The organism is uncultured Shimia sp. (assembly GCF_913054185.1).
Lineage (GTDB): Bacteria > Pseudomonadota > Alphaproteobacteria > Rhodobacterales > Rhodobacteraceae > Shimia.
Window position 1 is genome coordinate 1 of record NZ_CAJXIV010000054.1, and the last position, 26,026, is coordinate 26,026.

17 protein-coding genes and 3 pseudogenes are annotated in these 26,026 nt (G+C 53.2%); 5 read left to right on the plus strand and 15 right to left on the minus strand.

Annotation, left to right across the window (positions count from 1 at the left end):
- Nucleotides 1-303: 303 nt before the first annotated feature.
- A complete protein-coding gene (locus QZ517_RS12175) occupies nucleotides 304-4,743 on the minus strand; it encodes a two-component regulator propeller domain-containing protein (RefSeq protein ID WP_294227163.1) in 4,440 nt (1,479 codons plus the stop codon).
- Nucleotides 4,744-5,382: 639 nt separating this feature from the next.
- Here QZ517_RS12175 and QZ517_RS12180 point away from each other — a divergent pair.
- Nucleotides 5,383-5,850, plus strand: coding sequence for a response regulator (locus tag QZ517_RS12180; RefSeq protein WP_294227165.1), 468 nt, complete (start codon nucleotides 5,383-5,385; stop codon nucleotides 5,848-5,850).
- A 60-nt stretch (nucleotides 5,851-5,910) separates the two neighbouring features.
- On the opposite strand, the pseudogene QZ517_RS12185 reads toward QZ517_RS12180, so the two are convergent.
- The 9 genes and pseudogenes from QZ517_RS12185 to QZ517_RS12225 all read right to left on the minus strand — a co-directional run.
- Nucleotides 5,911-6,722, minus strand: a pseudogene (locus tag QZ517_RS12185) (helix-turn-helix domain-containing protein); the annotation flags it as partial.
- Between the two features lie 25 nt (nucleotides 6,723-6,747).
- A pseudogene (locus QZ517_RS12190) lies at nucleotides 6,748-7,829 on the minus strand (IS3 family transposase).
- A gap of 490 nt (nucleotides 7,830-8,319) precedes the next feature.
- Complete coding sequence (locus QZ517_RS12195) at nucleotides 8,320-9,702, minus strand: FGGY-family carbohydrate kinase (protein WP_294227166.1); 1,383 nt, start codon at nucleotides 9,700-9,702, stop codon at nucleotides 8,320-8,322.
- On the minus strand, nucleotides 9,699-10,013 hold the full coding sequence (rhaM, locus tag QZ517_RS12200) for an L-rhamnose mutarotase (protein WP_294227168.1): 315 nt from the start codon (nucleotides 10,011-10,013) through the stop codon (nucleotides 9,699-9,701). Before rhaM ends, QZ517_RS12195 begins: the two co-directional genes overlap by 4 nt.
- A 4-nt stretch (nucleotides 10,014-10,017) precedes the next feature.
- The gene (locus QZ517_RS12205; RefSeq protein ID WP_294227170.1) at nucleotides 10,018-11,019 is read right to left on the minus strand and encodes an ABC transporter permease; all 1,002 of its coding nucleotides are present in this window, start codon (nucleotides 11,017-11,019) and stop codon (nucleotides 10,018-10,020) included.
- Nucleotides 11,016-11,993, minus strand: a complete 978-nt coding sequence (locus QZ517_RS12210; protein ID WP_294227172.1) for an ABC transporter permease — start codon at nucleotides 11,991-11,993, stop codon at nucleotides 11,016-11,018. Before QZ517_RS12210 ends, QZ517_RS12205 begins: the two co-directional genes overlap by 4 nt.
- On the minus strand, nucleotides 11,990-13,534 hold the full coding sequence (locus tag QZ517_RS12215; protein WP_294227174.1) for a sugar ABC transporter ATP-binding protein: 1,545 nt from the start codon (nucleotides 13,532-13,534) through the stop codon (nucleotides 11,990-11,992). Before QZ517_RS12215 ends, QZ517_RS12210 begins: the two co-directional genes overlap by 4 nt.
- A gap of 95 nt (nucleotides 13,535-13,629) precedes the next feature.
- Nucleotides 13,630-14,619 (minus strand): rhamnose ABC transporter substrate-binding protein, encoded by a 990-nt coding sequence (rhaS, locus tag QZ517_RS12220; RefSeq protein ID WP_294227178.1) that lies wholly within the window; start codon nucleotides 14,617-14,619, stop codon nucleotides 13,630-13,632.
- A gap of 55 nt (nucleotides 14,620-14,674) precedes the next feature.
- Nucleotides 14,675-15,475 (minus strand): DeoR/GlpR family DNA-binding transcription regulator, encoded by an 801-nt coding sequence (locus QZ517_RS12225; protein WP_294227180.1) that lies wholly within the window; start codon nucleotides 15,473-15,475, stop codon nucleotides 14,675-14,677.
- 188 nt (nucleotides 15,476-15,663) lie between these two features.
- Between QZ517_RS12225 and QZ517_RS12230 the strand changes: the two genes are divergently transcribed.
- From QZ517_RS12230 to QZ517_RS12245, 4 genes and pseudogenes are all read left to right on the plus strand, one after another.
- Nucleotides 15,664-17,760 carry a bifunctional rhamnulose-1-phosphate aldolase/short-chain dehydrogenase gene (locus QZ517_RS12230; RefSeq protein ID WP_294227182.1) on the plus strand — a complete coding sequence of 699 codons (2,097 nt, stop codon included), beginning with the start codon at nucleotides 15,664-15,666 and terminating at the stop codon, nucleotides 17,758-17,760.
- A 55-nt stretch (nucleotides 17,761-17,815) separates the two neighbouring features.
- Nucleotides 17,816-19,090: an L-rhamnose catabolism isomerase gene (rhaI, locus tag QZ517_RS12235; protein WP_294227184.1), complete on the plus strand. Its 1,275-nt coding sequence runs from the start codon at nucleotides 17,816-17,818 to the stop codon at nucleotides 19,088-19,090.
- A gap of 475 nt (nucleotides 19,091-19,565) precedes the next feature.
- Nucleotides 19,566-19,871 (plus strand): DUF4389 domain-containing protein, encoded by a 306-nt coding sequence (locus tag QZ517_RS12240; protein ID WP_294227186.1) that lies wholly within the window; start codon nucleotides 19,566-19,568, stop codon nucleotides 19,869-19,871.
- 239 nt (nucleotides 19,872-20,110) lie between these two features.
- Nucleotides 20,111-20,212 (plus strand): annotated as a pseudogene (locus QZ517_RS12245) (integrase); the annotation flags it as partial.
- A gap of 207 nt (nucleotides 20,213-20,419) precedes the next feature.
- Here the strand turns inward: QZ517_RS12245 and QZ517_RS12250 are convergent.
- The 5 genes from QZ517_RS12250 to QZ517_RS12270 form a co-directional block, all read right to left on the minus strand.
- On the minus strand, nucleotides 20,420-21,463 hold the full coding sequence (locus tag QZ517_RS12250) for a glutathione S-transferase C-terminal domain-containing protein (protein WP_294227188.1): 1,044 nt from the start codon (nucleotides 21,461-21,463) through the stop codon (nucleotides 20,420-20,422).
- Between the two features lie 10 nt (nucleotides 21,464-21,473).
- Complete coding sequence (locus tag QZ517_RS12255; protein WP_294227190.1) at nucleotides 21,474-22,040, minus strand: hemerythrin domain-containing protein; 567 nt, start codon at nucleotides 22,038-22,040, stop codon at nucleotides 21,474-21,476.
- Nucleotides 22,041-22,604: 564 nt separating this feature from the next.
- Nucleotides 22,605-23,336, minus strand: coding sequence for a helix-turn-helix domain-containing protein (locus tag QZ517_RS12260; RefSeq protein WP_294227192.1), 732 nt, complete (start codon nucleotides 23,334-23,336; stop codon nucleotides 22,605-22,607).
- Nucleotides 23,337-23,603: 267 nt separating this feature from the next.
- Nucleotides 23,604-25,121 carry a hypothetical protein gene (locus tag QZ517_RS12265; RefSeq protein ID WP_294227194.1) on the minus strand — a complete coding sequence of 506 codons (1,518 nt, stop codon included), beginning with the start codon at nucleotides 25,119-25,121 and terminating at the stop codon, nucleotides 23,604-23,606.
- Between the two features lie 87 nt (nucleotides 25,122-25,208).
- Nucleotides 25,209-26,026: tyrosine-type recombinase/integrase (locus QZ517_RS12270; RefSeq protein ID WP_294227196.1), on the minus strand; the 818-nt coding region annotated here is incomplete at its 5' end.

A 26,026-nucleotide genomic window follows, 5' to 3' on the forward strand; every position in this document is an offset into this window, starting at 1 on the left:
TGAGAAAAATATCCGCTTCCGATAGGCCATGACTTACACTCCATCTTTCCAAAAAAGACTAAAGTGTTGCGTCGATCCGTTGAAACCACCCCGCATTGCTGCCGTTAGACAAGGCTGTTACAAAATCGGCTCAATGATATTTCCGCCAACCGCCAAGCCCCTTGCCAGAGCTTTTTTCGTTCTGATCAGGCTCCAGCTTGTCCCTGTATTCACAGGAACCAAAGGGCGTAGCCTTCAATCCCTCGTTAACAGAGCTCCCATTCAATCAAGTTTGGTTAGCACTGACTTCAATTGCGTAAAAAACTAAATCGCGCGTTCGATTGCCGTTGACAAATCCGCCTTGGAAAAGGGCTTATGAATCAGGTTTTGCGCCGGTGCTGCAAAACCCTCGCCGTTCTCTTGCTCACTTTGGTATCCAGTCATCATGACGATTGGCAGGGTTGGGTGTTCCTGCCTGACTTTGTCGGCCAACTGGATGCCATTCATGCCTCCAGGCAGGCCGATGTCCGTCAACATCAGATCAATGTCAGCAGGTTTTTCTAAAATTTCCAATGCTTTAAAAGAGTCTTCTGCTGCAAGCACTGAATAACCGAAAGAGGCCAACATCTCGGTGATGACGCTTCGCACCTCTACATCGTCTTCCACCACCAGAACCCGTAGCCTGCCTTTCGCGGCCGTGTCAGTTTTAGCATCGACGGAAGTTGCGGCCACCACATCTTGGTCAGATGCTTTCAAGTAAAGGGTCATTGTTGTCCCCTGACCCAACTCACTCTCACAGCTGATGTGCCCTTTTGACTGTTTGATAAACCCATAAATCATACTGAGGCCTAAACCAGTTCCTTTACCCATCTCCTTAGTGGTAAAGAACGGTTCAAAGATCCGATCTTGAACATCTTGCGACATGCCGGTGCCGTTATCTTTAAATGAAATCGCCACATATTCGCCGGGAGCGACCTCATCGTTATCCGCTAAGTCAGTTTCGGAAAGAGTGACGTTTGAAGTTGCAACTCGCAGTTCCCCAGACGATTGCAATGCGTCACGGGCATTCACCGCCAGATTTAGAACTGCGCTTTCAAGTTGGTTGGCATCAATATGGCCAAGCTTCAACTTTGGATCTGGCTCCCAAACAATCTTGACCTCCTCTCCGAGGGTTCTGCGAACCAGAGAAATCATGCCTTCTACTAGATTGTTTATATCGGTCGCTTCTGGTCGCAGAGGTTGCTTCCTGGCAAATGCGAGGAGCCGTTGTGTCAGATTTGCCCCTTTGGACGCTGCGGCCAAAGCTTTGTCGACATAACGTCTGGGCTTGCCGGTTTTGTCCGGGACCTCGTCAAGCAACAGCTCCAAATTGCCATGGATCACGGCGAGTAGATTGTTGAAATCATGAGCAATTCCGCCAGTAAGCTTGCCAATCGCATCCATCTTCTGAGAGCGTCGCGCTTGCTCTTCGTGCAGTTTTAACTCGGTGCTATCAATCCAAACTTGAATCGCGCCGCCATCTTCCAGTGCCGTCTCATTTAGTTGAAGCCAAGTGTCATCGTTCAATCGTACTTCAAGAGGGGCGCCAGGATGATTGTGGTTCTTCATGAGGGTGTCAAAAAACTGATCGCTTTCAACGCCGTCAATAAACGAGATACTTGGTACAAGTGCGTCACGGATGTGCTCTTTGTAGCTCATCCCCACCGAGATGTTTTTGCGCAGCTCATCCAGTTTCTGATGCTCAGCTAAATGAGAGAAGACCAGGTTGTTTTCAGAGTCAAAAACAAGAATGGAGGCGTTTGCGCTTTCAATGGCTCTCTTAAGTCGATTTTCGGCAGCTTGCGCGCCTTCAATGGCCCTTACAACGTCAGTGACGTCTTTGCCGGTTCCCATGTAGCCGAGGAACTCGCCATCTTCTGAGTAAATAGGATTGCCATTGCCAAGTATGACTCTTGGCGTGCCTCCCGCGACCGCGAGCTCAAACTGAAAATCTCGAAATGGCATATTTTTATCGATCTCACTTCTGTGATCTACCCACTTCGATGTATTGGTGTCTTCAGATGTGACATCCCATCGGGTCTTGCCATACACGTTTTCAGGAGTGATCCCAGTGGCCTCCTGGAACTGGTCTGACATCCAGATAATTTTGTGATCCTTGTCCGTTTCAAAGAAGTAATCAAAGGCCGTTTCCGCAATGTCGCGCGTACGTTCCTCGCTTTTAGCGAGTGCCTTGGTTGATTCCACAACGGCTTGAAGAATGCGAAGTCGCCAATAGGCCACTGCAATCAACAAACCGAAACTTGTCAACAATAAGAAGGTGATAAACCACCAACGTTGCCACCAAGCCGGGATGACGTTGACTTTGACCCTTGCACCAGATGTCCATTTTCCTGCCTGTTGCGAACCTTGCACCACGAGAAAATAGCTGCCCCCTGGAAGGCTTGTGTAACGACCGTACAATGTGTTGCTTGGCGTATTCCACTCGGTTTCATAGCCCTCCAGTTTGTACCGAATTCTCTTTCGTACTTCGTGGGAATACCCTAGCACCGATGCATTGAAATCGAACGAGGCGTCTGGGCCATGCACGTCAAACTCGCGCACGCGTTCAATTGCGGAATTCAACTGAATTGGTTGTCCGTTGACGGTAAACCTAGTGAACAACACCAAAAGGTTTTCTGGCACCTCTGAAAATTTTTCCAGTGCAATCATGCTTACTCCGGAAAGAGATCCAACGAAGAGCTCTTGGGCAGACGTCATCAGTGTTCCAGATGGCCAAGTTAGGCTGCTGTTTGTATGAAGATTGTCTCTGTCGGTGAAGCGCCTTTCAACCTGTTTGGTTCGGGGGTTGAACAGATAGACGCCTTCATTTGTCGCGAGCCAAAGGTTGCCAACTCCGTCAATTTCAATTGCCAGTACGTTGCTTGTCAGCAATCCGGCTTCCGCCCCAAAAGTTTCAAATGTTTTGGTCGCTTGGTCAAAAACGCTTAAACCGCCTTCCATTGTGGCCACCCACATCTGGCCGTCAGAATCAAACTCGATGTCGTTCACAAAAGAACTCCCCAATGATCCGGGGTTTTCAGGCTCATGCAAGTATTGCTCTACGACCTTCTCGTTGTCGAAGAACAAGACACCCTGCCCATCGCTTGCGAGCCATAATCCAGAAGATGCTGCAGGAGCAACTTTGGCGATGAAGCTGGTTTTAATTCCGGCTTCCGGGTTTGTGCTGGAGTTATAAAACCTAAACTCCCCCGTATTGGTATCCACGCGACCCAATCCACTTGTCTGAGAACCAAACCAGATAAGAGATGGGTCGTTAACATCGTAGGTACCGCCCCAGGCCCCAAACGCTCTCTGGTCAGTCCGATGCCGCTTCAGAACTTTCTTTTTCTGGGTGTCGACTAGACTGAACGTGGAATCCACTTCTCCAATCCAGAGTAAGCCTGGTCCTGCGGGCAAAATTGTATTTACTTCGTTGAATGTCAGTGTCCGATCTTCTGGGTTTGCGGCATCGCTTTCTGGCTGCCATCGTTCATAGCTGCCGGTATCTCGGTCGTAGAGTTTGAGGCCTCCAACACCTCCAATCCAAACTTGGCTATCAGCATCTTCCGCAACGGCAAGAACTGGCTCGGTGTGGATACTTTGGGCCGTAGGGTTCTTGAAGCGCACTTGCTGAACCGGCCCCGGTTGCACCATACGATAGAGGGGACCGGTGTTGTACGGCAGCCATACCGTACCGTCGTGACCGACGAAGGCAGACATAATCATTTCAGTGGTGTCTGGGCTTGCTGTGTCTGGGTTGCGGAGGTGGACATGAAAATGTCCAGTTTCTGGATTAAATTCTTCGATACCAACAGCGACGGAAAAACGACGCCCAATCCACAAATTTCCAGTTGCGTCGATTTCCAGAGAGTAGATCTCATTGTGAGCCAGACTGTCGTCGTTTTCAGGATTATTCTGGTAGCGTTTAAAAGCGCCCGTAGCGACATCCAGCCGCGCTAGCCCGTCGGAATGAGAGCTTACCCAGATAACGCCTGGTTGTGCTGCCAACACATCAGACAATTTTCCAGCTGGGAGGCTTTGAGGGTCGTTGGGATCGTGGCGGTAGTTTGTAAATTCTCCTGACGTTGTATCCAAGGCACTCAAGCCGTTGTCCGTTGCAATCCACACTCGGCCGCCTTGATCAACTTCCACCGCGTGAATGTTGTTTCCGGCGAGAGATCGTTTGTCGTTTTGATTGTGCTGATAGTGGGTAACCTGTTCGCCATCTTCTGACACGCGATTTAGGCCATTGGTGGTGCCGATCCACATATCACCGTCTCCAGTTTGCTGGATCAAGTGAGGAGCCCAATTCAGGCTGTTTGTGGATAAACTATTGGGCTCACCAGGTGAGTGTTTAAGGGTCTGAAACGAATTGTCACGTTTGTCGTAAACCACCACCCCGCCTGATGCGCGGCCAAACCACAGTTTACCATCAGCGGCTTCGAAGATTGAACCCACGCGGGACAACCGGGTTCCATTTCCAGTTTTTAAGTACTGTGTGTCTACACCGTTGTATCGGAGTGGGCCAATTGCAGTGGCCAACCAAATGATACCGTCGCTGTCTTCTAGCCCGCCAACGGTAACGGAACCGCTGTCCAGCTCGTACTTCGGAAAAACCTGTGTCTCGGAAGCTGAGGTTACTGAATAAGTACATAGCGACAATGCGAGACAAAAAATCAGTTTTGAAGCAAAAAGAAGTCCATTGGGGTACTGCACAAATGACATATTGCCTCCAATTCAAATCGAGCCGACAGCATTGATGAACGAACGTTTTGAACTCCACAATTCAGCATTGAATATTCAATCGTCGTGTCGCGGTCATTTCCAGAACGATGGCGCATTTCGCGTCCTAGCGGGTGTCCATGAGACCTTGCGCCGGCACTCACACAACGGCTTCGCAACAAAAGCAAAGCGCGATTTCCTTCTTTTCTTTGGTGATCATCCAACGAAAAGGGCTTCTTTGTTTAAACACTAGATCCCACCAAGTGCCGCTGACAAGGAATACTTCGTCAATCTACCCGTTTGGTATAACTGCGGCATTTCGCGCCAAGTGACGTGAGCTCCTTGGATGTGAGGGTTTGCTTCCTGGTTTTATCGTCGGTCCAGGTAAGTGGTTTTGACAGCTTGCCCGACGTCAGAAAAAGCCACCTTCCTAAAGTTGCGAAGCACCTCGCGACGGCACCGGTAAGCCATGATACACGTGTCGGCTCTCCTCCCCGAACCAACCATTTGATTTGACCCGACTTTTGATTAGCAGGTTGCTGGCGGCACAACGCGTTTCTCTTCTGGCGTGCAAATGGCCCATTGTAGCGTGTCAGCCCATCAAAAAAATTGACATCGATCATTCTGAACGGCCACTATTTGATGAAGAATAGCTCCAATCCAAGCGAGATCAAACGGGTCAAGCCTCAGAGCAAAAGGATTGATCAGGGAAAGGTTGACCGGATGAGACAGCTTTACATCGCTGACGACAATGAAGATTTTGCAGAGTTTATTGCCACTGTTGCTGAGCGTGAAGGCTGGAGCGTAAAAACCTGCATCAACGGCGTGGAACTCTTGGACGCGGTAAAGTCCAAAGATGGCCCGGCCCTTTTGCTCATTGATGTGAATATGCCAGAGATGGATGGGATCGAATCCATTAAAGCACTGGTAAAAGTTCAGCGACCGCTGCAAATCCACTTTATGACTGGCGGACCAGGCTCAACAATTGATGCAGCGGAAACGATTGCAAAGGGATACGGGCTATCCGTCGGCGGCAATATCATTAAACCAGTCACCAAACAGGCTCTAATTTGGATGCTGAAGCAGGAAGCGTCGCTATGTGAGCATTAGTGGACGACATGGACTTGATCACTGCCCAATGCCTGTAAGGCCAGTTCGAGTGTGTCTGTCATAACCCCAGCCCAGAACCTTGAGATAGGTAAAATCGGTCTGCCAAAGCTGGGAGATGGCCGCCGTCTTGTGTTTGAACTCATTCGCGGGTTTCTGCACGGTGAACGCAGAGCCGGTGATCAGGTCATGCGCCTTGAGCGTGCGACACGTCGTAGATTCCGACACGACATGGCGCTCTTGGTCGGTGAACGTGACGGCCAGCTTGCACAGCGACCGTTCCGTTTCTTTCAGAGCGAGATCCACAACCCTGCGCTTTACTTCGGTGGGCACCCGGTTTCAGACATGTTTTGGCTTTGGTGATTGATCATGCAGACCTGCCTCACCGCGCTGCAGTTACCTTTCGTGCCAGCGATAGAATGTGGTGCGAGGAATACCCAGCTTGGCGAGCGTTTTACGGGACGACATATGCGATCTTTTGACCAGGTGGATGATCTCCAGTTTCTCAGATGCGGAGGACCTCATTCTTGGGCGCGCCCATCGTCGATCATGCTTTTTTGAGAAGGTGCAATTCCAGCGTCTGCTCTGCAACAACCTCCTTCAGGCCACGGGCTTCACAGCGCAGATATTTGACTTCATCGCACGTCGCAGCGCGAGCCGTATCACCGGCCAGCCGCTGTTTTCCGGCCTCCATGAAGTCCTTCGACCATTGTTGGTAGACACCTTGGGAAATCCCCTTATGCTGCCACCCCCCCCTCTGCAATGCTGTCTTCGCCACGCAATCCGCCCAGGACGATCCGGATCTTCTCTTCAGAGGAATATTGATTGCAGGTCGCCCGCTTGATGTCTTTGACGATCTTCTGGTAATCCCCCATTTTTAATGGGGCTCAGTCGTAGAATTCACGCGGCCATTTTCAGTTTCATTTCGGGTGTCATGCCGCCGATGCCCATGTTGGGTCGCTCATAGTTGCAAGTCCAGAGCCATTCGGTCACCTGATCCTGCGCCTCTTCGATTGTTTCAAAGATAAATTGGCCGTGCCATTCGCCGAAAAAAGTGCGATTGTAACGCTCGATATATGCATTCCGCCATGGCTTTCCGGGCTGGATGTATTCGAGCCGAACGCCTTGCTTTTCAGCACAGGCGATCAGCCTTCCACTAACATTTTCGGGGCCGTTATCGACACGTATAGCCCGGGGTAAACCACGCCATCCAATGATCTGGTCCAGGCTTCGCACAACGCGTTCTGCTGGCAATGAGAAGTCGACTTCGATGGCCAAATCCTCTCGATTAACGCCGTCCAGTACGATCAGATTTCTGATCGACCTGCCATCGACCAACTGATCTGCCGTGAAATCGATCGACCAAGTCTCATAAGGTTGTTCAGGCACAGCCAACGGTTCGGGCTTATCACGATTTGGCCGGTTCTTGGTCTTGATCCGCAGGTTCAACTCCAGTTCACAGTAGATGCGATACACCTGTTTATGGTTACAGCCATAGCCTTGGACGTTGCGCAGATACAGAAGGCACAGGCCAAAGCTCCAGCTGCGCTTGTTCGCCGTCAAACGTTCCAGCCAGCCGGCGATTTCTTCGTTCTCATCCCTCATAACAGGACTGCACCGGTAGCACGTCTCACTGATTTGAAACGTCCGACAAGCCAGCGCAATACTGACCTCAAGCTGTGCGACCGCCTTCATGGCCATCTCTCGCTCCTGAGACCGCCTTAACGCTTTTCTCCAAGCGCTTCCTATAGGAAATCGTTCTGCATACTCATCTCGAAGTACATCTTCTTCACACGCCGTTTCTGTTCAGCCATGTCCATAATCTCAGCAATCAAAGGCGCATCCATGCCGCCAAACTTCGCGCGCCATTTATAGAAACTAGCGCTACTCATCCCATGTTCGCGACACAGCTCGGAAACCGGGATACTTGAGATTGCCTTGAAATGGTCCGTTGCAGATCTGCATACAAAAAAGACATTGATTTGTGCGGGCTTTGGCTGGGGACGGCTTCTGCATCACTTCGCTGAACCGGAGGTATCCGGTGGAAAGCGCCTGGTCCTTAGCACTCTGGGAGACCTTTCTCTAACCATATATCTAATCAAACTTGCCAACAGGTCGCTGGGACCCGTTGGCAAACAGATTTGGGACCATTTTTTAAAGGTCTTGTATCTGATACTCGGATTCAAACCGGTCCTTCGGCGCATTGATCACAAACGACAGAAAAGGGCCAGAAGCTATATCTTGCAAAGTCTGCTACCTGCGCTTCGCTGCCATCGGCACAACTCGTTGACGTACGCTAGTCGCCGGCTGGAGCAGGCCTTGGCGTCTTGAGGTCGGCTCCCAGCCCAAAGTGGTCTCCAAAGATCTTCACACCGGACGGGAAGCGGACCTGCGCTGCGGATCACTCAGACGTCTGCTTTGCGGAATATTGTCACTCAGCTTCACCAAAGCCATTGGTGTTTAAGCTGTAGATCACCTTCTAGACAACGCGCTGAGCCATTGCTGCGCGTATCTGGGAAAGTGCCGATCGGGTGGTTCTTCGGCTGAAAAGCCACTGCCAGAATTTGCCGGCTTTTTAATCAGCATTGCGGCGCCAACACTGGTTCCAGTCTGTGACAATGCCGCCTCTACGCGACCCTCGCGGAGCGAATTGAGCATACCTAAGTAGTCCGAGTTTCCGACAAATGGGCCTTCGACAATGGTTCTTCCTCTGCCACCAGTCAGGTCAAGGCAACGATCAGTCATCAATGCAAGATAGAGGGAGAGTGCGTAGATGCGTTGACCATCCGTCTCGGGCGGGACAGTCCATTGCATCTTCTGCCTGGGAAATGGTCCGCTTTCCGTTACCACAGATGGCAGCAACATTATCTTCTTCCTGTGCACCTGTTGGCGATCTTGATCCGTGGGGAGCGCCTCTGATCCGTTCCGTATGATTTCGTATTCGCGCCCTCCCATGAACCGGGCGGATGGCACTGGTTCACCTAAAGCATTTACGTTGATCAGGGTGTCTCGCTGAGCATCCAGTTGCGGTGCTTGACGACCGCCCAAGGTCATGCAGACCACCCAAGTCCCCGTTGAGACAACCGAAATCGGCTGAGAGCCATGATTAAGATACGGAACCAAAGAGGCGTTGCTGTCGTGAATTCCGCAAACAACCGGTGTGTCAGGCGAAAGGCCCGTGATCAGGCTGACGGTTCTATCCAAATCTCCCAGAATGTGAGAGGACTGCCGCGCTGGCGCAAGCTTCTCTGATATCCCCAACCGCGCGACCAGAGATGACGGCTTGCCGTCCCATGGGTTCCAAAGATCGGTGTGGCATCCAAGTGATGTCACATCACAAGCCAGATTTCCGGTCAGCCGATACCCCCAATATTGCGGGTAGGTGATGATGTGTTTGGTGCGGTCCAAAAGCGTTGGATCGGTGTCAAAAAGCCAATGCAACTGCGCCCCGACATTGAGGCCGCCGGGTAATCGAGGCGAGCCGGTTTCCGAGAAATCCGGCCGTATTTGATCATAGGTGTCTGCTATGTCATCTGGCCCGTGATACTCATAATCCAACATTGGACACGCCAGCGCGCCAACCTGTTCCAGTAGAACAATGGAGGCGCCATGCGTGGTCACAGAAATGGCGTCAACACCGTGTTGGGCATGAAACGCGGCAAGGCTTTCAAGCAAGAACGCCCAATGTCCGTCCAGATCAAAATGCGGATAAGGCGGCCCTGCAAGGACCGTGTTGGGGCGGGTCACAACGTCCATCTCGGTCATAGTCGCGCCGTCGACCAACGCGAGCTTAGCGTTGGTCTTACCAACATCGATCACGGCAATGTGGCGTGAGGTTTTACGCGGAGTGGTCATGGCATGTGGAACACTTGTTGAAGATCAACCGCAACGGGGCTGTTGTCCGGATGTGTGTCCATAAGATCGGCCATATACGCCCACCAGCGTTTCATCACAGGATGATCCGGCAAGGCATCCATCGTGTGGTCGTTGCGTCGCCACATCACGCCAAACAGCTGGTGGGTTTCTGCGTGAAAGTGGATGGAGTAGTCCTCCACACCAGCCTCCTTCAGAAGCGCAACAAGTTCGGGCCAGATTTCATCGTGGCGTTTGCGGTATTCATTCAGCTTGCCGGAGTGAAGCGTCATGCAGAAAGCGTGCTTTTCCATCTGCTCAGCCCGCTTTCTTGCGCCACATCGCCCAGAGTCTTGGCAGCGCAATGACCCCGATGAGCAAAAGACCAATGAAAATCGACATGACGATGCCGGGCACATTGAGAAGGCCAAGGCCAAATGTCACCAGCCCCATAACAAAGGCGGCGATGACTACTCCGGGAATGGAGCCTGAGCCGCCAAGGATATTGACCCCTCCGAGAACAACCATGGTGACCACTTCAAGCTCCATGCCCGAGGCAATCGACGGTCGTGTCGACCCGAGTCTTGAAGTCAGACAGATGGCTGCCAAGCCCGACATCAAGCCCGTAAGCAAAAACAAAGTCATTTTGACGCGATCAACGCGCACGCCGGAAAACAGCGCGCCGGTGGCGTTGTTGCCTGTGGCATATACCATTCGGCCAAAGTTGGTTTTGTGTAGGATCACGCCAAAGACCACCGCCAAGAGAGCAAAGATGACAAATTCGACGGAGATCACCCAGAAAACATAGCCTTGTCCAAACCACGAAAACGAGCTGGGATAGCCGCGAAACGCACCATCCCCGAGGATAATGTAGCTGATGCCTCGAAACAGGCTCATTGTGCCAATCGTTACGACAATGGAAGGCAGACCCAATTTGGTCACCAGCGCTCCATTGAACGCGCCACAAAGCACGCCCGTGATGAGACCGACCAAGACTAACATAGGCGTGCCCGCGCCCATTTCCATGGCGACGCCCATGGCGGTTGAAGCCAAGGCAATTATGGCCGCCACCGACAGGTCAATTTCGCCAGAGATGATCAACAAGGCCATCGCAAAGGCGATCATTGCTTTCTCGGTGAAATTGAAGGTGGCATCGGACAGGTTCCACGCATTGAGGAAGTAAGGCGAGGCCAGCGAGTTTACGATAAAGATAGCTATCGCGACCGCCAGCAATAGGCTTTCCCAGCTGACCAGCTTGTCCTGCAGAGGTGATCGCAGCCGATCTGGAATGTGGCGGGGGGCGTTGTCGGTCAGGCTCATTGTGCATGCTCCGCAGATTTCAGAATGACGCGCCCCTTGGAGCGTCCGGATTGGGCATTGAACGCGACCGCAATGATGATCGCCGCGCCAGATATGGCGAGCTGCCAGAATGGCGAGATGTCGACCACGGGCAGTGCGTTTTTGACAACGCCAAGAAACAGTGCGCCCAGAAGTGTACCAACCACGGTGCCTGCGCCACCAGCAATGGAGACGCCGCCAATCACACAAGCCGCCACGACATCCAGTTCAAAACCACCAGCAATATCGACATAAGCTACCGAATATCGCGCCACCCAAAGATAGCCTGTCAAACCCGCCAGCATGCCGGAGATCACAAAAGCCGCGAATTGCGTCTTACCTACGTCGATGCCGGTATAGACTGCTGCATGGGGATTTCCGCCGACGGCGTATATGGACCGTCCCAACGTGGTACGCGCCATCACCACGAGCATCACAACAGACACCAGAACCGCGATCCACCCGAGTACTGGCATACCCAGTACATCCGAACGCGGAAACCCGGTGAATTGCGGGCTCATCTCATGGGCGTTGATCCATTTGCCTTCGGTCAGCAGAAAGATGATGCCTCGAAAGATGGTCATCGTACCAAGGGTGACCACAATTGGGGGAATGTTGAGCTTCCACACCAGTATGCCGTTAATGGCACCAAGCATTGCCCCAATAGCCAGCGCAACCGTGAGAATGACACCAACCGGAAGATCGGGAGCTGCCACGTTGATCATCGCGCAAACCATGCCTGTCAGGGCCAAATTTGCGGCCACCGAGAGGTCAATACAACGGGTCAGGATCACCGCCATCTGGCCCAATGCAAGAATGATCAATGGTGAGGTATCTGTGAAAACTGCAATCAGGTTTTCGGGCGCGACAAATCCGGGAAATCGGGTAGCCACAACAAGGAGAAGACAGAGAATAGCGCCAAAAAGGATCGTTTCACGGGATTTCAGATGGGTCATGCCGCGTCTCCTTCTGTCTGAATGCCGACGGCGTGGCGCACCAATGTCTCCGGGCTTAGGTCGTCGCCTTGGAGTTCAACAACCATCCGGCCTTCACGCATGACAATCACGCGGTCTGACATACCTAGAATTTCGGGAATTTCGGAGCTGACCATAATCACAGACAGCCCTTGGGCCGCCAACTCAGACATAAAGTCGTGCACCGCTGCCTTGGAGCCAATGTCGATGCCTTTGGTCGGCTCATCGAGGATGATAACCCGCGGTTGGGTCGCGAGCCACTTGGCAATCACCACCTTCTGTTGGTTCCCGCCGGATAGCGCACCTACGTTTGTGTCCAACGACGCTGCCCGTAGATCCAGTCGCTCTGTATACTCACGCGCCAGAGCAAATTCTTCGGCCAACCGGATGAACCCATCCCGCGATGTCTTGTGCAAAGAGGGCAAAGTGACGTTCTGAAAAATCGGCATGTCGACAATGGCACCCTGTTTGCCACGATCTTCGGGCACGTAAACGATACCTGCCTGAATGGCATCGGCGGGAGACCTGATCACCTTGACTGTGCCGTCAATTCTTACCACGCCTTTGGAGGGGCGGGTGATGCCAATCAGTGATTGCATGAACTCGGACCGACCAGCACCAACAAGCCCGTAAAACCCAAGGATTTCCCCCCGGCGCAGCGTGAAGTTTATGTCTTCAAACTCTGTTGGATGGCTATAGCCAACAACTTTCAAAACCTCGTCGCCGATCTCGGCATGGCGTTTCGGAAACAGTTGTTCGACGGCGCGCCCGACCATCATTTGAACCAACTCGGCCTCTTTGACACCGTTTATTTTGCCCGCACCCACAAATTGTCCGTCACGAAACACGGTGTAGCGATCGGCAATTCGGAATATCTCGTCGAACTTGTGGGAAATGAACAGGATCGCCTTGCCCTGTGCCTTCAATTTATTGACCAGCTCATAGAGCTCCTCGATCTCGGTCTGGCTCAGTGCGGCAGTTGGTTCATCCATGATCACCACGCGCGCCTCAACGGATAGTGCGCGAGCGATGGCGACCAAGTGGCGCGATGCGATCCCCAAGTCCTTGAGTTTTATGCCGGCATCAATCGGAGCGCCGATCGAATTTAGAATTTCTGTGGTTTTGGCGTGCATCGCCTTGGTGTCGATCAGTCCAAACCGGTTTTTGGGCGCGTGCCCGATATAGACGTTCTCCGCCACGGTCAGTTCATCAAACAGCACGGTTTCCTGATGAATGGCCGTGACTCCAGCATCTGCGGCATCCTGTGGTGTAGGGAAATGCACAGGCTTGCCGTCAAGCATGATTTGGCCGCCATCGGGCTGATAGATCCCGGTCAGGGTCTTTACGACCGTGGATTTTCCAGCCCCATTTTCACCAATCAACGCCGTCACTTCGCCCGCATAAAGATGCAGTTCAACGCCATCCAGCGCCTTCACGCCTGGAAATGTCTTGGTGATATTGTCCAGAGACAGAACCGGCGCGAATGCCGGATCACCGCTCTGTTCGCTCGCCTGATTGGTCATTTGCGCATTCCCATCGCAAGGCCCGCCAGGGGCACATCGTTCGGTTAGAAAAGGGCGACGCAAACTGAACGCCGCCCCTTTTCTCGGGAGTGATCTTAGAAGATTTCTTTGAAATCATCGATGTTGCTGGAGTCATAGACAAACGGGTCGGCCATGGCCGCGGCATTTGTGTCGTCCAGCGTGATGGTGCCCATGCGGCCAATAGAGATTTCCGCACCCGGCGCGGCCGTAGCTGCTTCGGTTGCCAACTGATGCGCCAGCATGGTCGCGGAATAGCCCAAATCAATTGGGTTCCAGATCGCGAAGGACTTCGAGGCGCCGCTTTCAATGGCACCAGCCATTTCAGATGGCAGGCCCAGGCCGGTCACGTTGACCTGGCCAATTTTCCCCGCATCCGCAACAGCTTGCGCTGCGGCCACGATGCCAACAGATGTCGGCGCAATGATTGCATCCAGCTCGGGGTGGGACTGCATCAGGCCAGTTGCCTCACGGTAAGACTTGTCCGCAAGGTCGTCGCCATAAACTGTGGAAACAACTTCGATGCCTCCATAGTCGCCCATCACCTTGTTCATTTCATCGATCCAGATATTCTGGTTCGTCGAGGTGGTTGTTGCCGACAGAACAGCGACTTCGCCACCGTCCGGCAGGTGATCTGCGGCAAGTTTGATGATCATGTTGCCGATCAACGCGTTGGACGATGGGTTCAAATGCGCCTGACGACCATCTTCGGCCACGCCGGAGTCCCAGGACACAACTGTAATGCCGCGTTGCATCGCTTTCTTAAGGGTCGGCACAAGCGCGTCGGTGTCATTGGCAGACACAGCAATGGCGTCTACTTTTTGAGCTATAAGCGAGTTGATCACTTCGATCTGACCTTCGGCGGTGGTGTCCGTTGGGCCGGTGTAGATGATTTCTACGCCACCAATTTCTTTGGCAGCTTCTTCTGCACCTTCTGCGGCGGCTTCAAAGAAGCCAATGCCAAGTGCTTTTACAACCAACGCGATCCGCATGTCGTCTGCGGCCGCAGGTCCAGCGAACAAGCCCGCAGCTACCGCTACGGATGTCATGAGTTTGGTAAATTTCATTGGGCGTCCTCCCTGGTTCCCCTAAATTTACGGCTCGCCGTCCCCTCGCGGAGTACTACGACACCGCCTCCTCCTTCGAAGCGCCAACCGGCACTACGATCAGTTTGATGTCCGCCGATTCCACCATGGCGGCAGAGCGGTCACTGATCCCGTCGTCGGTGATCAGAACATCGATGTCTTTGAGCGGGCACAGCACGAGACTGGAGCGCTCTTCGAATTTCCCGGAATCGACCAGCAGGACCAGCTCGTCGGCCTGTCCAATCAGTTTTTGCTCGGCCTGAATGATCAACGGGTCGGCTTCCATCACACCCAGCGGGCCGACACCCTGCGCGCCCATAAACATGCGTCGCGCGTAGAAGTTACGCGTCACATCGTTGTCAAATGGCGACAGCACAATGTTTTGCTCGCGATAGATCACGCCACCAGACATCAGAACAGTGTTCTTGGAGTTCTTCAGAAGGTGCTCAGCAATCGGGAACGAATTGGTGAAAACCTGACAACGGCGTGTCGCAAGCGGGTGCACCATTTGAAAGGTTGTGGTGCCGCCGTTGATGATGATCGGCTCGCCTTCGTCACAAAGCTCCACCGCCTTGCGTGCAATTGCTTGCTTTTGCGCGATATTGATTGCTTCGTTGATTGCGAATGGCCGGCCAGCGAGGCCGGGCAATTGATTGGGGTGCAGTGCCTCCACGCCGCCGCGAACACGGCGCAGTTTCTTGGCTTCGTGCAATGCGGAAATATCCCGGCGTATGGTCGCCTCGGACGCGCCAGTCATACTACACAGGTCCAAAACCGTCACCACCGGACGGTCCTGTACTGCAGACAGTATGATCCTATTGCGTTCCTTTTCGTGCATCACTTTCCTCCCGTTGACATTGACGATGCCGCAGACATTCAATCATTGTCAATCACTATTTGTCATTTCTATTCATTTTACACTCACATTTGACCATTTATGATTGTTTGTGATTGACAATCTGTCGCAACCCACTCAATCTCTGACCAAATCTGATTGAACTATCTGTGGATCGGGAGGAGATCACAATGACAACCGAAGCAAACTGGCTTGTTTCTCTATGGGACGAGGCCAAGGCGGCCAGCATGAGCGAGCCTGAAAAACTACTGTATCGCTCCAATTTGCTCGGGTCTGACAAGCGCGTCACCAACTATGGTGGTGGCAACACCTCCGCCAAAGTTTTCCAAGCTGATCCTCTCTCCGGCGATGACGCGGAAGTTCTGTGGGTCAAAGGCTCAGGTGGTGACGTCGGCTCGATTAAGATGGACGGGTTTTCGACGCTCTACATGGACAAATTGCGCGCACTCAAAGGCAAATATCGCGGCGTCGCGTTCGAAGATGAGATGGTCGGCTACCTCCCCCACTGCACCTTCAACCTGAACCCGCGTGCAGCTTCCATCGACACACCACTGCACGCCTATGTCCCGAAGGCGCATGTGGACCACATGCATCCGGACGCGATCATCGCAATTGCGGCCGCCAAAGACAGCAAAGCCATGACGCAAGAGATTTTTGGCGATGACATCGGCTGGCTGCCTTGGAAGAAACCGGGCTATGAACTCGGCCTTTGGCTTGAGAAGTTTTGCCTCGAAAACCCGAACGCCAAAGGGGTTGTATTGGAATCACACGGCCTATTCACATGGGATGACGACGCCAAGACCTGCTATGAGCTGACTCTCGAAATCATCAACAAGGCCATCGCCTACTTTGATGCCAAGACAGCTGACGTGCCCGCCTTTGGTGGGGCCAACCACAAAAGCCTTGCGTGCTCAGAACGTCGTGACATTGCCGCCAAGCTCATGCCTGCAATTCGCGGATTTGTATCCGGTCAGCAACCGATGGTTGGCAATTTTGTCGACTCGGAAACCGTTCTGGAATTCGTGAACGCCAAAGACATGCCCGCACTCGCAGCCTTGGGCACGTCTTGCCCGGACCACTTCTTGCGCACAAAGATCTGCCCGCTGGTGGTGGATTTTGATCCAGAGAAAAACAACATTGACGCTGTGTTGAAGGGGCTGGAGGCGCAGATCGCAACCTATCGCAAAGGCTATGAAGCCTACTACGACCGTTGCAAACACGACAACAGCCCCGCTCTACGCGATCCAAACGCTGTGGTCTATCTCATTCCAGGTGTCGGCATGATCACCTTTGCCAAAGACCGCGCCACGGCGCGAATCTCTGGCGAATTCTACGTCAACGCGATCAATGTAATGCGCGGCGCGGCGGTAGTGTCCGAATACTGTGGCTTACCCGAACAGGAAGCTTTCGACATTGAATACTGGTTGCTTGAAGAGGCCAAACTTCAACGCATGCCAAAGCCCAAAAGTCTCGCTGGTCAGATTGCACTTGTCACCGGCGGCGCGGGCGGCATCGGCGCCGCCACAGCAGAGCGTTACCTGTCAGAGGGTGCCTGCGTGATGCTAGCGGACATCAATGAAGAAAGCTTGGCGGCAACTTACGATAACCTGACAAGTCGATATGGCGCAGATGTTGTGCGCACAGTCGTCATGAACGTTACAGATGAGGACGCCGTCGCCGAAGCTTATGCCTATACATCGGTTGAATTTGGAGGCGTGGACATTCTGGTCTCCAATGCTGGCATCGCATCCTCTGCACCGGTCGAGGACACAACACTCGCCTTGTGGAACAAAAACATGGAAATCCTGTCCACGGGTTACTTTCTTGTTTCGCGTGAAGCCTTCAAGATCATGCGCGTACAGAACATGGGCGGCTCCATCGTTTTTGTGGCCTCCAAAAACGGCTTGGCGGCGTCACCCAACGCGGCAGCCTATTGCACCGCCAAAGCAAGTGAGATTCATCTGGCGCGCTGCCTGGCATTGGAAGGTGCTGAAGCTGGAATTCGTGTGAATGTTGTGAACCCTGACGCTGTGCTGCGCGGTTCTAAAATCTGGGAAGGCGAATGGCTTGACCAACGGGCTGATACATACGGCACTGACAAGGAAGGTCTTGAGGAGATGTACCGCAACCGCTCCTTGCTCAAGCTGTCGGTCCTGCCTGAAGACATCGCAGAAGCCGCCTATTTCTTTGCGTCCGACAAATCGGCAAAGTCGACCGGCAACATTATCAACGTCGACGCCGGCAACGTTCAGGCCTTTACACGCTAAAATACCTGTTTGCGCCACAATTGGATGGGGTGCGCAGACCCTTCGGGAGGATACTATGTTTGATCTGAAAGTGATCGAGGCCGAGAACGCCAAACTTGAGCGTGATCTGCACAAAGACTTTGATAGCCTTGGTGAAAGGCTGGATCGGCGGGGTGTGGACATTCATGCACTGGTGACCAAAGCGCAGGGTTTTGGCGTCGCTGTTCCCTCCTGGGGCACCGGCACCGGTGGCACACGGTTTGCGCGCTTTCCTGGCGGCGGAGAGCCCGCCAATATCTTTGATAAACTGGACGACTGCGGCGTAATCCACGCGCTGACCAAAGCTGCGCCCTCCGTCTCGCTGCACATTCCATGGGACAAGGCCGACCCCGCCGATTTGCGCGCCAAAGCGGATCAACACGGCCTGTCATTTGACGCGATGAATTCCAATACGTTTCAGGATCAAGCGGATCAGGCGCACTCTTATAAGTTTGGCTCCCTGACGCACACCGATGCGGCCACCCGAGCGCAAGCGGTTGAACACAATTTGGAATGCATTGAGATAGGCAAAAAGATTGGCTCAAAGGCGTTGACGGTCTGGATCGGTGATGGTGCAAACTTCCCTGGCCAGACCCACATGGGACAGCAATTCGAGCGCTACCTTTGCTCCATGAAAGAGATCTACGCAGGACTGCCCGATGACTGGCGCCTGTTCTCCGAACACAAGATTTACGAGCCTGCTTTTTATTCGACCGTGGTACAAGATTGGGGCACTTCGCTATTAACCGCGCAAGAACTTGGCGACAAAGCTATGTGCCTCGTTGATCTGGGCCATCACGCGCCCAACGTGAACATTGAGATGGTCGTCTCGCGCTTGATCCACGCGGGTAAACTCGGCGGCTTTCACTTCAACGACAGCAAATATGGCGACGATGACCTGGACAGCGGAACTATCGATCCCTACCGCCTCTTCCTTGTATGGAACGAGTTGGTCGACGCTGAAGGCACACCGGGTTTGGATTTGGCGCATATGATCGATCAGTCTCACAATGTGACCGACCCGATCGAAAGCCTGATGGTTTCAGCAATGGAAATTCAACGTGCGTTTGTTCAGGCCAGCCTCGTCGATCGCGAAGCCTTGACCGGATATCAGTCCGACAATGACGCGCTGATGGCGTCAGCTACGTTGCGCGCCGCATTCCGCACCGATGTGGAGCCAATTCTGGCCAAGGCCCGTAAAATATCTGGCGGCGCAATTTCTCCAGTGATGGCCTTTCGCGCTTCTGGATATCGCGCAAGCGTAACTACACGCCGGCCAACAGCCGATGGAAGGGGCGGCGGTATCGTCTGAAATGGTGCGGTCATGAAAAAGGTTACCCTGAACGCCACTTCTGTGCGGCTCGCACGAGAATTCGCTTATTGTTGCTTCGTGTTCAGCCAGTTCCTTTCAACCCACTGAGACCATGGTGGCAGTCCGCACCGGGAGCTGCCGTTCGGTGAAACTTACGTCAATGACCGGTTTTGGCCGTCCACAGAACTATACAAGGGTCGCTTTTTGCGCAAAGGCGACATTGGTGGCTACTGAAACATCGGCTTCGCTGTCTCTCTGAACGTCTGGGTTCCGGGACTTGGTCAAAGAATGTTGCGTCTGCAGTATGGTTGCTGTCGAAACTGTCGCCATTGTTCAGAAAGTGCTGGTGGCCGCTGTTGTTGGCACTTGTATGCATTCTGCGTATTTACATTGCCTTGGTAACGCAGCTTTTTGCTGACAAAGTCCGATAGTGGAATTTTTTTGTATAGGCTCAATCGTAAAACGGGGTGAGATTGTGGACGACGACGAAGCAAGGATTGAAGGCCGCCTGCATGGCGAACAGATTGAACCTGAGCAACCAGACAATATGCTCCAGCGTTTCATTTACATGCTGCTGATCGCGATCATGATCTCAGTTGCACAAACGGTACTAGGGGTGGCGACGATTGTTCAGTTTGTTGTCATGATGGTCAACAATAAGCAGCCTAATGAGCGGTTGGCCGATTTCGGAACCGACTTGGGGATTTGGATAGCCAAGGCGGCAAGGTTCCAAACGGCTGCCAGCAACGTAAAGCCTTGGCCGTGGACTGAGCTGGACTAGCGTTGGAAATAATCCTTCTCTGTGGACCGAACTACCTGTAATGCCACTTTGTTCTCCAATGGCAATTGAACTGAAGCCACAACGCATCATCTGATCAACTGATGAACGGCAGGTTTGGTCCTTTCGTTGGCTACGCGGACAGCCAAGGAGCCAGACTTTACAAAGGTCGCAAGCTGCATATTGCCGCTATTTGTTTTCCTCACGGCACTGATATGATGGGCCCTGAGCGAGGCTCAGAAGCGGTGCAGCTGCTTTTGGGACATACGAAGATGGACAGCACTGTTCGATACTTTGGCGTCGAGCGAGAGGATGCCCTTGCGATTGCAGAGGCCATAGAAATCTTAAGGGCCTGGGCCGTTTTCACCGACGGCCCATTACGGTCAGCCGATGAGGACGCAATCTCTGCGCCTGTAGTCCGCATAGCGGTCGGTCCCCACGAGGGCAAATTGCAGAACTGGCGGAACTTACGGTCGGAGGACAAAGCACAACTCCGCTGCAGATGTTCAGATGGCTGTCTTTGCGTTTGGCATGTGGTTTCAGAAAACGATCTACAGCGGCTCAGCATCGGTAAAAAGGCCCAATTCTGGATGCCGATAAGCTTCGGGGTATCTCATCGGCCTTTGTGGCCCCAAAGGCACCACGCCATTCCAGGACCGTCCAAAGTAGCCCTGACGGCAATGGATCAAAGATCCCGCGTCCGCGACGCCATCCAGCAAAAAGACCCGACACAGCCAACGCCACAGATACGGGTAGTCGAGGATACGTGCTCCGTTGAGTTTCATGCGCACATAGTAGACCGGATCGTGGCGATAGAGCGTGGGAAAGAGACGCAGGTCGGCCTCGGTGAACTGCGCGCCCGTCAGGAAGGAGCGCCCATCGGACAGCCGGTTCTCCAGCTTCTCAAGCGTATCGAAATAGGCGTCAAACGCCGCTTCGTATATTGTTTGATCAGACGAAAACCCCGCTTTGTAAGCGCCGTTGTTGATCGTTGTGTAGATCGTCTCGTTGAGGTCATGAATGTCTTGGCGCAGCGTGGCGTCATCGGGATAGAGGTGGGCGCGCCTGCCCGATGCGATATCGCTGCCAAGCGCTTTGGCGTGTTGATCCAGCATCCGGATGATCTCGGCACTTTCGTTGTTCACGATGCGGTCCGCGATTTTGTCGTACAGGATTGGGACGGATTGTTCGTCCGAACCTTCGCGTTGGTAGATTTCTTTGGCCAAGCGTAATCTTTCGCCAGTTCCGGTTTCCAGCGTGCATTCCGGCAGCACTGCCCCCGTCAGCGTCGCAATCCGGTGCGGCGTAAATTCCCACAAATTCGCGCCAGCGGGGTCAGCCTCATCCGTGCGATTGGGAAAGGCCACATCCATTGTGATGCTGTCCTGCAGTCCCAGAACGGCCCATGCCAAGGTCACGCGATGGCACCACGGGCAATTCAGCGCCACGAACAAGTGATACCGCCCCGGCTCGGGCGGAAACTCCGGATCGCCGATGGTGTGGCGAAAGCGGCTAACGCCGCGCACAAATTCACCTCGTGCGCGGCGCTCCTTGACTTTGGATTGGTCTTCTTCAGTCGCAGTATTTTTGGTCATACAAAACCCTTCACCCTCGCAGCCGGTGATGCAAGATAATTGGCACGGCCAGCTCTTCCTCATCACCAAGATGGCGTTTCAGAAAGGTTTCGATCACCTCGCTGGTCCGATGCACATTGGCCACCTCTTCGCGCGATTGCGCTTCATCCAGATGCGCCAACTTGATGACTCGGTTGGCCTGCCGGGTGAAATCATCCAGCACTCGATCCAGATCGGCATGGTCTTTCTCCAGCACTTCCAACCCCGCATCAAAGCGCGGGTCGGCGGCAGACAGCTCCGGGAAGTAGTTGTGATCCTCCCAGCCATGATGGCCATGTAGGTTCCCAACCAGGTTACCGCCGTAGTGGGACAACCGCCCGGCATAGTCGTCGAGCGCCATATCCTTGTTTAACAGCGCTTCAGCGTCCAGCTTCACCCGCTCAGAGACCCGGCGGAACATCTGATGCGCCCCCAGCCAATGGCGGGTCTTCTCTTTAAAGCCAGGGTGCGCCTCCCAAGCATCGCGCGGGTATTGTTCCAAGAGAAACCGCATCTCTTGGGGCATGTCGTCATGGCGAATGGTATATGAATCAAACATTTGATTTCTCCTTTCGGATCAAAGGTGGGAAATACAATTGCCGCCCACCAGTGCTCCAAAACGCACAGCAGATCTGCGTCATCGAACACCGAAAAAACGAATGCTGTTCAGATCTGCGATCTCGCGCTTCCATGTGGGGATATCGTCGGTTGTGAACTTAGTTTGGCAATTCTTGGTCGACACCCGGTAAACCCTTCGACTTCCGTCCGAGTACCCTTGAAGAAAAGGTCCGCTTCCCGCCGTTCGGGTCCAGCGTTGCAACCGGCCCAAAGCCGAGCTTTATGCAAAACGTGGCGAAAGGCTCCTCAATCCCAGCAGTGGCCGCTCATGTGTTAGACGTATTTTTGAAAAGCTGGGCAAAGGGTTGCTGGGTTTTGATCTACCCTCTCACCTTTGTCAGACTACAGTTGGCAAGCAGCTGAACACCAACGGCACCACATCAAACAACAACAACCCCATCTCCAACTCCGGTCATATTCGAAACATAGCGACATCATGGGGTGCGAATTACCCGCATGCGGCAGGAGCCGGGGAAGGACCCAAACCGCTCACGGGGTCGCTCTTTCACATTTGCTCTTTCTGATTCCTGTACCTTTTCAGGAGCCGCGCTACTGCCCCGGAAAACGTCAACTCACCGGTTACCATCAGACCATGAGCCAGTTCCGCATCTTGGGCCGGAAGCGCCAATAAGCCTTCATAGCCATAACCCTCGCGTTCAAAGACTTTTACAACTCTCTGTTCAAACTGCCCCAAATCCATCTCACCTGAGGAACTGCTTCGCACTATGCAGTGAGACCTCGGGCCATGCGCAAACGCATTCTCAGCATCTTCCTTTTTCTTTTTAGTTTCTTTTATTGTTTCGGGTGAAGCAGGCCGCAGGTTCAGGCGGCAGCGTGTTGCAGGGAGAGCGGAAACAGAGTTCAGGCCGGTGCGAAGCCCGGCGCGCGGTTTGCGCTCAGCCAACAGAGTATTTTGCCTCAACTCGCTCACGGAAAATATTAGGAACTGATTGCGTGAACGTAGAGTGATGCGAAACCGTTTTACGGCACCGCGTTCCTCCAATTCTTTGAAAGCGCTACGGACGCTCCGCTCGGAAAAGCCCGTTTCTTCGGCAAGCCCAACGGCTGACGGATCACACCGGCCAGTTTTGGTGTTCTGACGATCCAAGAGCCTCATCAGTACAGTAAAGGTGGCACGCTTAAGCGGTGGTGTTTGTTGTGACCAATACTGCACAACATGCCACTTCTGCATTAAGTCCAATGGCTTTCGCTTAGTTGCCAGGTGAGTTCCACTCATCAAACCACCCCGCCGGACGACGAAGGGACACGGCAAGACTCAATCCATTCTCGAAGGTCCCCAACGCGATAACGGACGCTGCGTCCAATTTTTACCATAGGAGGGCCGTTACCGCGTACAGCCGAAACTTCCAGAAAGCGCTGAGTGAGGCCAAAATGGCTATGCACTTCACTGCGGCTCAAAAGGCGATCATCGTTGAAGTTTGTTTGCATTGGGCTGCTCCATGTTGCTCTGTACTACCCAATTTCCCCGCCTACGCTTCCAAAGTCATTTGTCGGGATTCGCTTCGATTGGATTGAAGCGAATTTCCTCTATGCTCTTTAGTTTTTTCCACTCTTTGCTGATGGCTTTCTGAAGACGCATTTCTGCCGCGCCCACCGTATAGGATCGGATTCCAAATTGGCCGGGAACCCAATTGTTCTCTGTAATTTCACCGTACTTTGAGACCAAAAGCTGAGCAGCGTTAAGCGCGCTTTTGGCGCTCCCTGCTTCCAACATGCCCACCCCCTCTTTGATGAAGGGAGCATCCGAGGCCGTGAACCCCTTATTGTATCCACGGGTCTGTTGCGGTTCTTCAGGATTGTCGGGTGATGGCTGCTCTGGCACGTCCAAGGTCGCCGCCACATCGCTAGCCAAAGCGAACCAAAGCCTATCTGCGCCAAGCGCCGATTTTGTTCGCTCGTCCAGATCGAAGCACCCGTCAACATTGATCTCTTCAGGTAATGGGAGTTCATCATTCTCACTCAAACTCGGGAAGGCATCCGGGGAAACCCAAGAGAAACAGCCCCCTTCCAGCCCATCCTCGGCAATGCAGATTACCCAACCTTCTTTGACCGCTCGCCAGGCCACTTGCGCAGACATAAAAACGAAAACGTTGAAAGGATCCGCATCCACCCCATAGTTCTTATGTTCCAGTAAGGCTCCGTAACTTGGGAAAAGCTGCTGAATTGTCCCCTCTGATACAACCGGTTCACCACACAATTGACTGCCCAGTTCGCTTAAGCCCTCGTGAATATGTATGCCTCCATCCTTTATGGCGTCACCAAGCTGTTCAAATCGAATTGCAAGATCGGGGAGATCATGTTTGGCCGCAGCATCTCCATACATTCGTTCAGCAGGCTGCAACACATGACGCTGGAACTTTGCCCGCATCTCCGAGAGCCAGCCTGCGTCCCTACGTATTTGGCGCGCCGTCTTACTGTTCCACAGATGCCAAATGGGGAGCTCCCTGTTGGACTTCCTAAGCACCAAACCATCCAAGCCAATGAAAGCGGCCTGTGCCCTTGTCAGACCCAGATCGAGAGCGGCTTTGTCTTTCGCATAGTCAATCACAAGCTCTCTCACAGCGCTCATGAGGTCTGATGGCCAAAGCTGCGCGATTGGTTCGTGCAACTCGTTTTGTTCAACCGCATCCATAGCAGCGGCAATGCCATACCGACCTGATACACCTTCAGGAAAGAGAAAGTCCTTGAACCGGACGCATGCAAGCTTGCCTCCACCGCCTGCGACTTCATTCAATCGACGAGCCTTGTTTGTCGACCCTTTGCCCAATTCATCCTTGGACAAGTCGATCGCCGTGGAAATTGCATCATCCAACATCCCAGCCGCATAAAGCGCTTTTTGCAACGCCACGCACCTCATCCGGTCTCGTTTAACTTGCAGAGCTTTGCTTTGGTCAAGATGTTGCGCATGCAAACTGGATTGCCTCAACTGACCACTGAGAAGCATTGCGTTGCCAAGAAGCCCAACCCCAATGTCATTCAATGCAATTTTCTTTGTGTCCATATCTGCCCAACCAATGCCGAAAAAAATAGAGCCATCCGACGATGCAAAACTGCAAGGCGGCCAATGCCAAGTCTTCTTGAAACGGTGTCAGCTGCCCTCAATCCGTGCACTCAACTCTTTGCACACAACATCCATCGAAGGCCTCAAAGCATCAAGCGATGGTTTGGTATATCTTTGGCCAGTGATCGAAAGAGGCGTGTGGTTGAGCAAACGGCCCACAACCTCCTCAAGAACCCCAGCCTCCATCGCCACTGTCGCAAATGTGCGCCTATGCGCATGCGGTGACCAAGTGATCTTCTCGGGTGCGCCAACATGGCCTGAAGGTGCCTTTGGTGACGGAAATACCCACTGCCTGCTCAGTCCGCGCAACGGAGCCAAGATCTCGTGATGAACTTGCAATATCGGGAGGTCGAAGCTGCGCCCATTCTTGGTCATCGGCAAGTGAATGTGGCTCTCGCGAACGTTCTTCCATTCCAGCGTAAGCGCTTCAGTCTTGCGCAATCCTGTATACAGAATGAACGCGTAGAATACCTGATGGATCGGATTAAAGAGACCATCTACATCATCGCGCCAAGCCTTGAGGTCATCGATGATTGTTCCCTTTGGTCGCTCCACATACCATTCGATCGCCATGGTCGGTGCCTCTGGCAGATCGTGAACACGGCGAGCGTGGTTCCAAACCGTCCGGAAAATCTTCAATGCGTGATTGGCGGCGGAAGGCGTTGCTGCCATTGAGCGATGCCGCTCCGCGACCATCGCTTTTGTGATTTCGTCAAGTGGAAGGCGTAACCAGTCTTTCATGTGCAGCTCGAATTGCTGCCGGACGCCGAGCTTATGTGTTTCTGAACGAAGCTTCGGGCGCGCGAGGTAGGCATCCATCGCCACCTTAAGGGTTGGCGCTCCTA

Bases quoted from the DNA above. Each gene is read 5' to 3' on its own strand.
- QZ517_RS12175 (WP_294227163.1), bottom strand. From the start codon at position 4,743: ATGTCATTTGTGCAGTACCCCAATGGACTTCTTTTTGCTTCAAAACTG.
- QZ517_RS12180 (WP_294227165.1), top strand. From the start codon at position 5,383: ATGAAGAATAGCTCCAATCCAAGCGAGATCAAACGGGTCAAGCCTCAG.
- QZ517_RS12195 (WP_294227166.1), bottom strand. From the start codon at position 9,702: ATGACCACTCCGCGTAAAACCTCACGCCACATTGCCGTGATCGATGTT.
- rhaM (WP_294227168.1), bottom strand. From the start codon at position 10,013: ATGGAAAAGCACGCTTTCTGCATGACGCTTCACTCCGGCAAGCTGAAT.
- QZ517_RS12205 (WP_294227170.1), bottom strand. From the start codon at position 11,019: ATGAGCCTGACCGACAACGCCCCCCGCCACATTCCAGATCGGCTGCGA.
- QZ517_RS12210 (WP_294227172.1), bottom strand. From the start codon at position 11,993: ATGACCCATCTGAAATCCCGTGAAACGATCCTTTTTGGCGCTATTCTC.
- QZ517_RS12215 (WP_294227174.1), bottom strand. From the start codon at position 13,534: ATGACCAATCAGGCGAGCGAACAGAGCGGTGATCCGGCATTCGCGCCG.
- rhaS (WP_294227178.1), bottom strand. From the start codon at position 14,619: ATGAAATTTACCAAACTCATGACATCCGTAGCGGTAGCTGCGGGCTTG.
- QZ517_RS12225 (WP_294227180.1), bottom strand. From the start codon at position 15,475: ATGCACGAAAAGGAACGCAATAGGATCATACTGTCTGCAGTACAGGAC.
- QZ517_RS12230 (WP_294227182.1), top strand. From the start codon at position 15,664: ATGACAACCGAAGCAAACTGGCTTGTTTCTCTATGGGACGAGGCCAAG.
- rhaI (WP_294227184.1), top strand. From the start codon at position 17,816: ATGTTTGATCTGAAAGTGATCGAGGCCGAGAACGCCAAACTTGAGCGT.
- QZ517_RS12250 (WP_294227188.1), bottom strand. From the start codon at position 21,463: ATGACCAAAAATACTGCGACTGAAGAAGACCAATCCAAAGTCAAGGAG.
- QZ517_RS12255 (WP_294227190.1), bottom strand. From the start codon at position 22,040: ATGTTTGATTCATATACCATTCGCCATGACGACATGCCCCAAGAGATG.
- QZ517_RS12260 (WP_294227192.1), bottom strand. From the start codon at position 23,336: ATGAGTGGAACTCACCTGGCAACTAAGCGAAAGCCATTGGACTTAATG.
- QZ517_RS12265 (WP_294227194.1), bottom strand. From the start codon at position 25,121: ATGGACACAAAGAAAATTGCATTGAATGACATTGGGGTTGGGCTTCTT.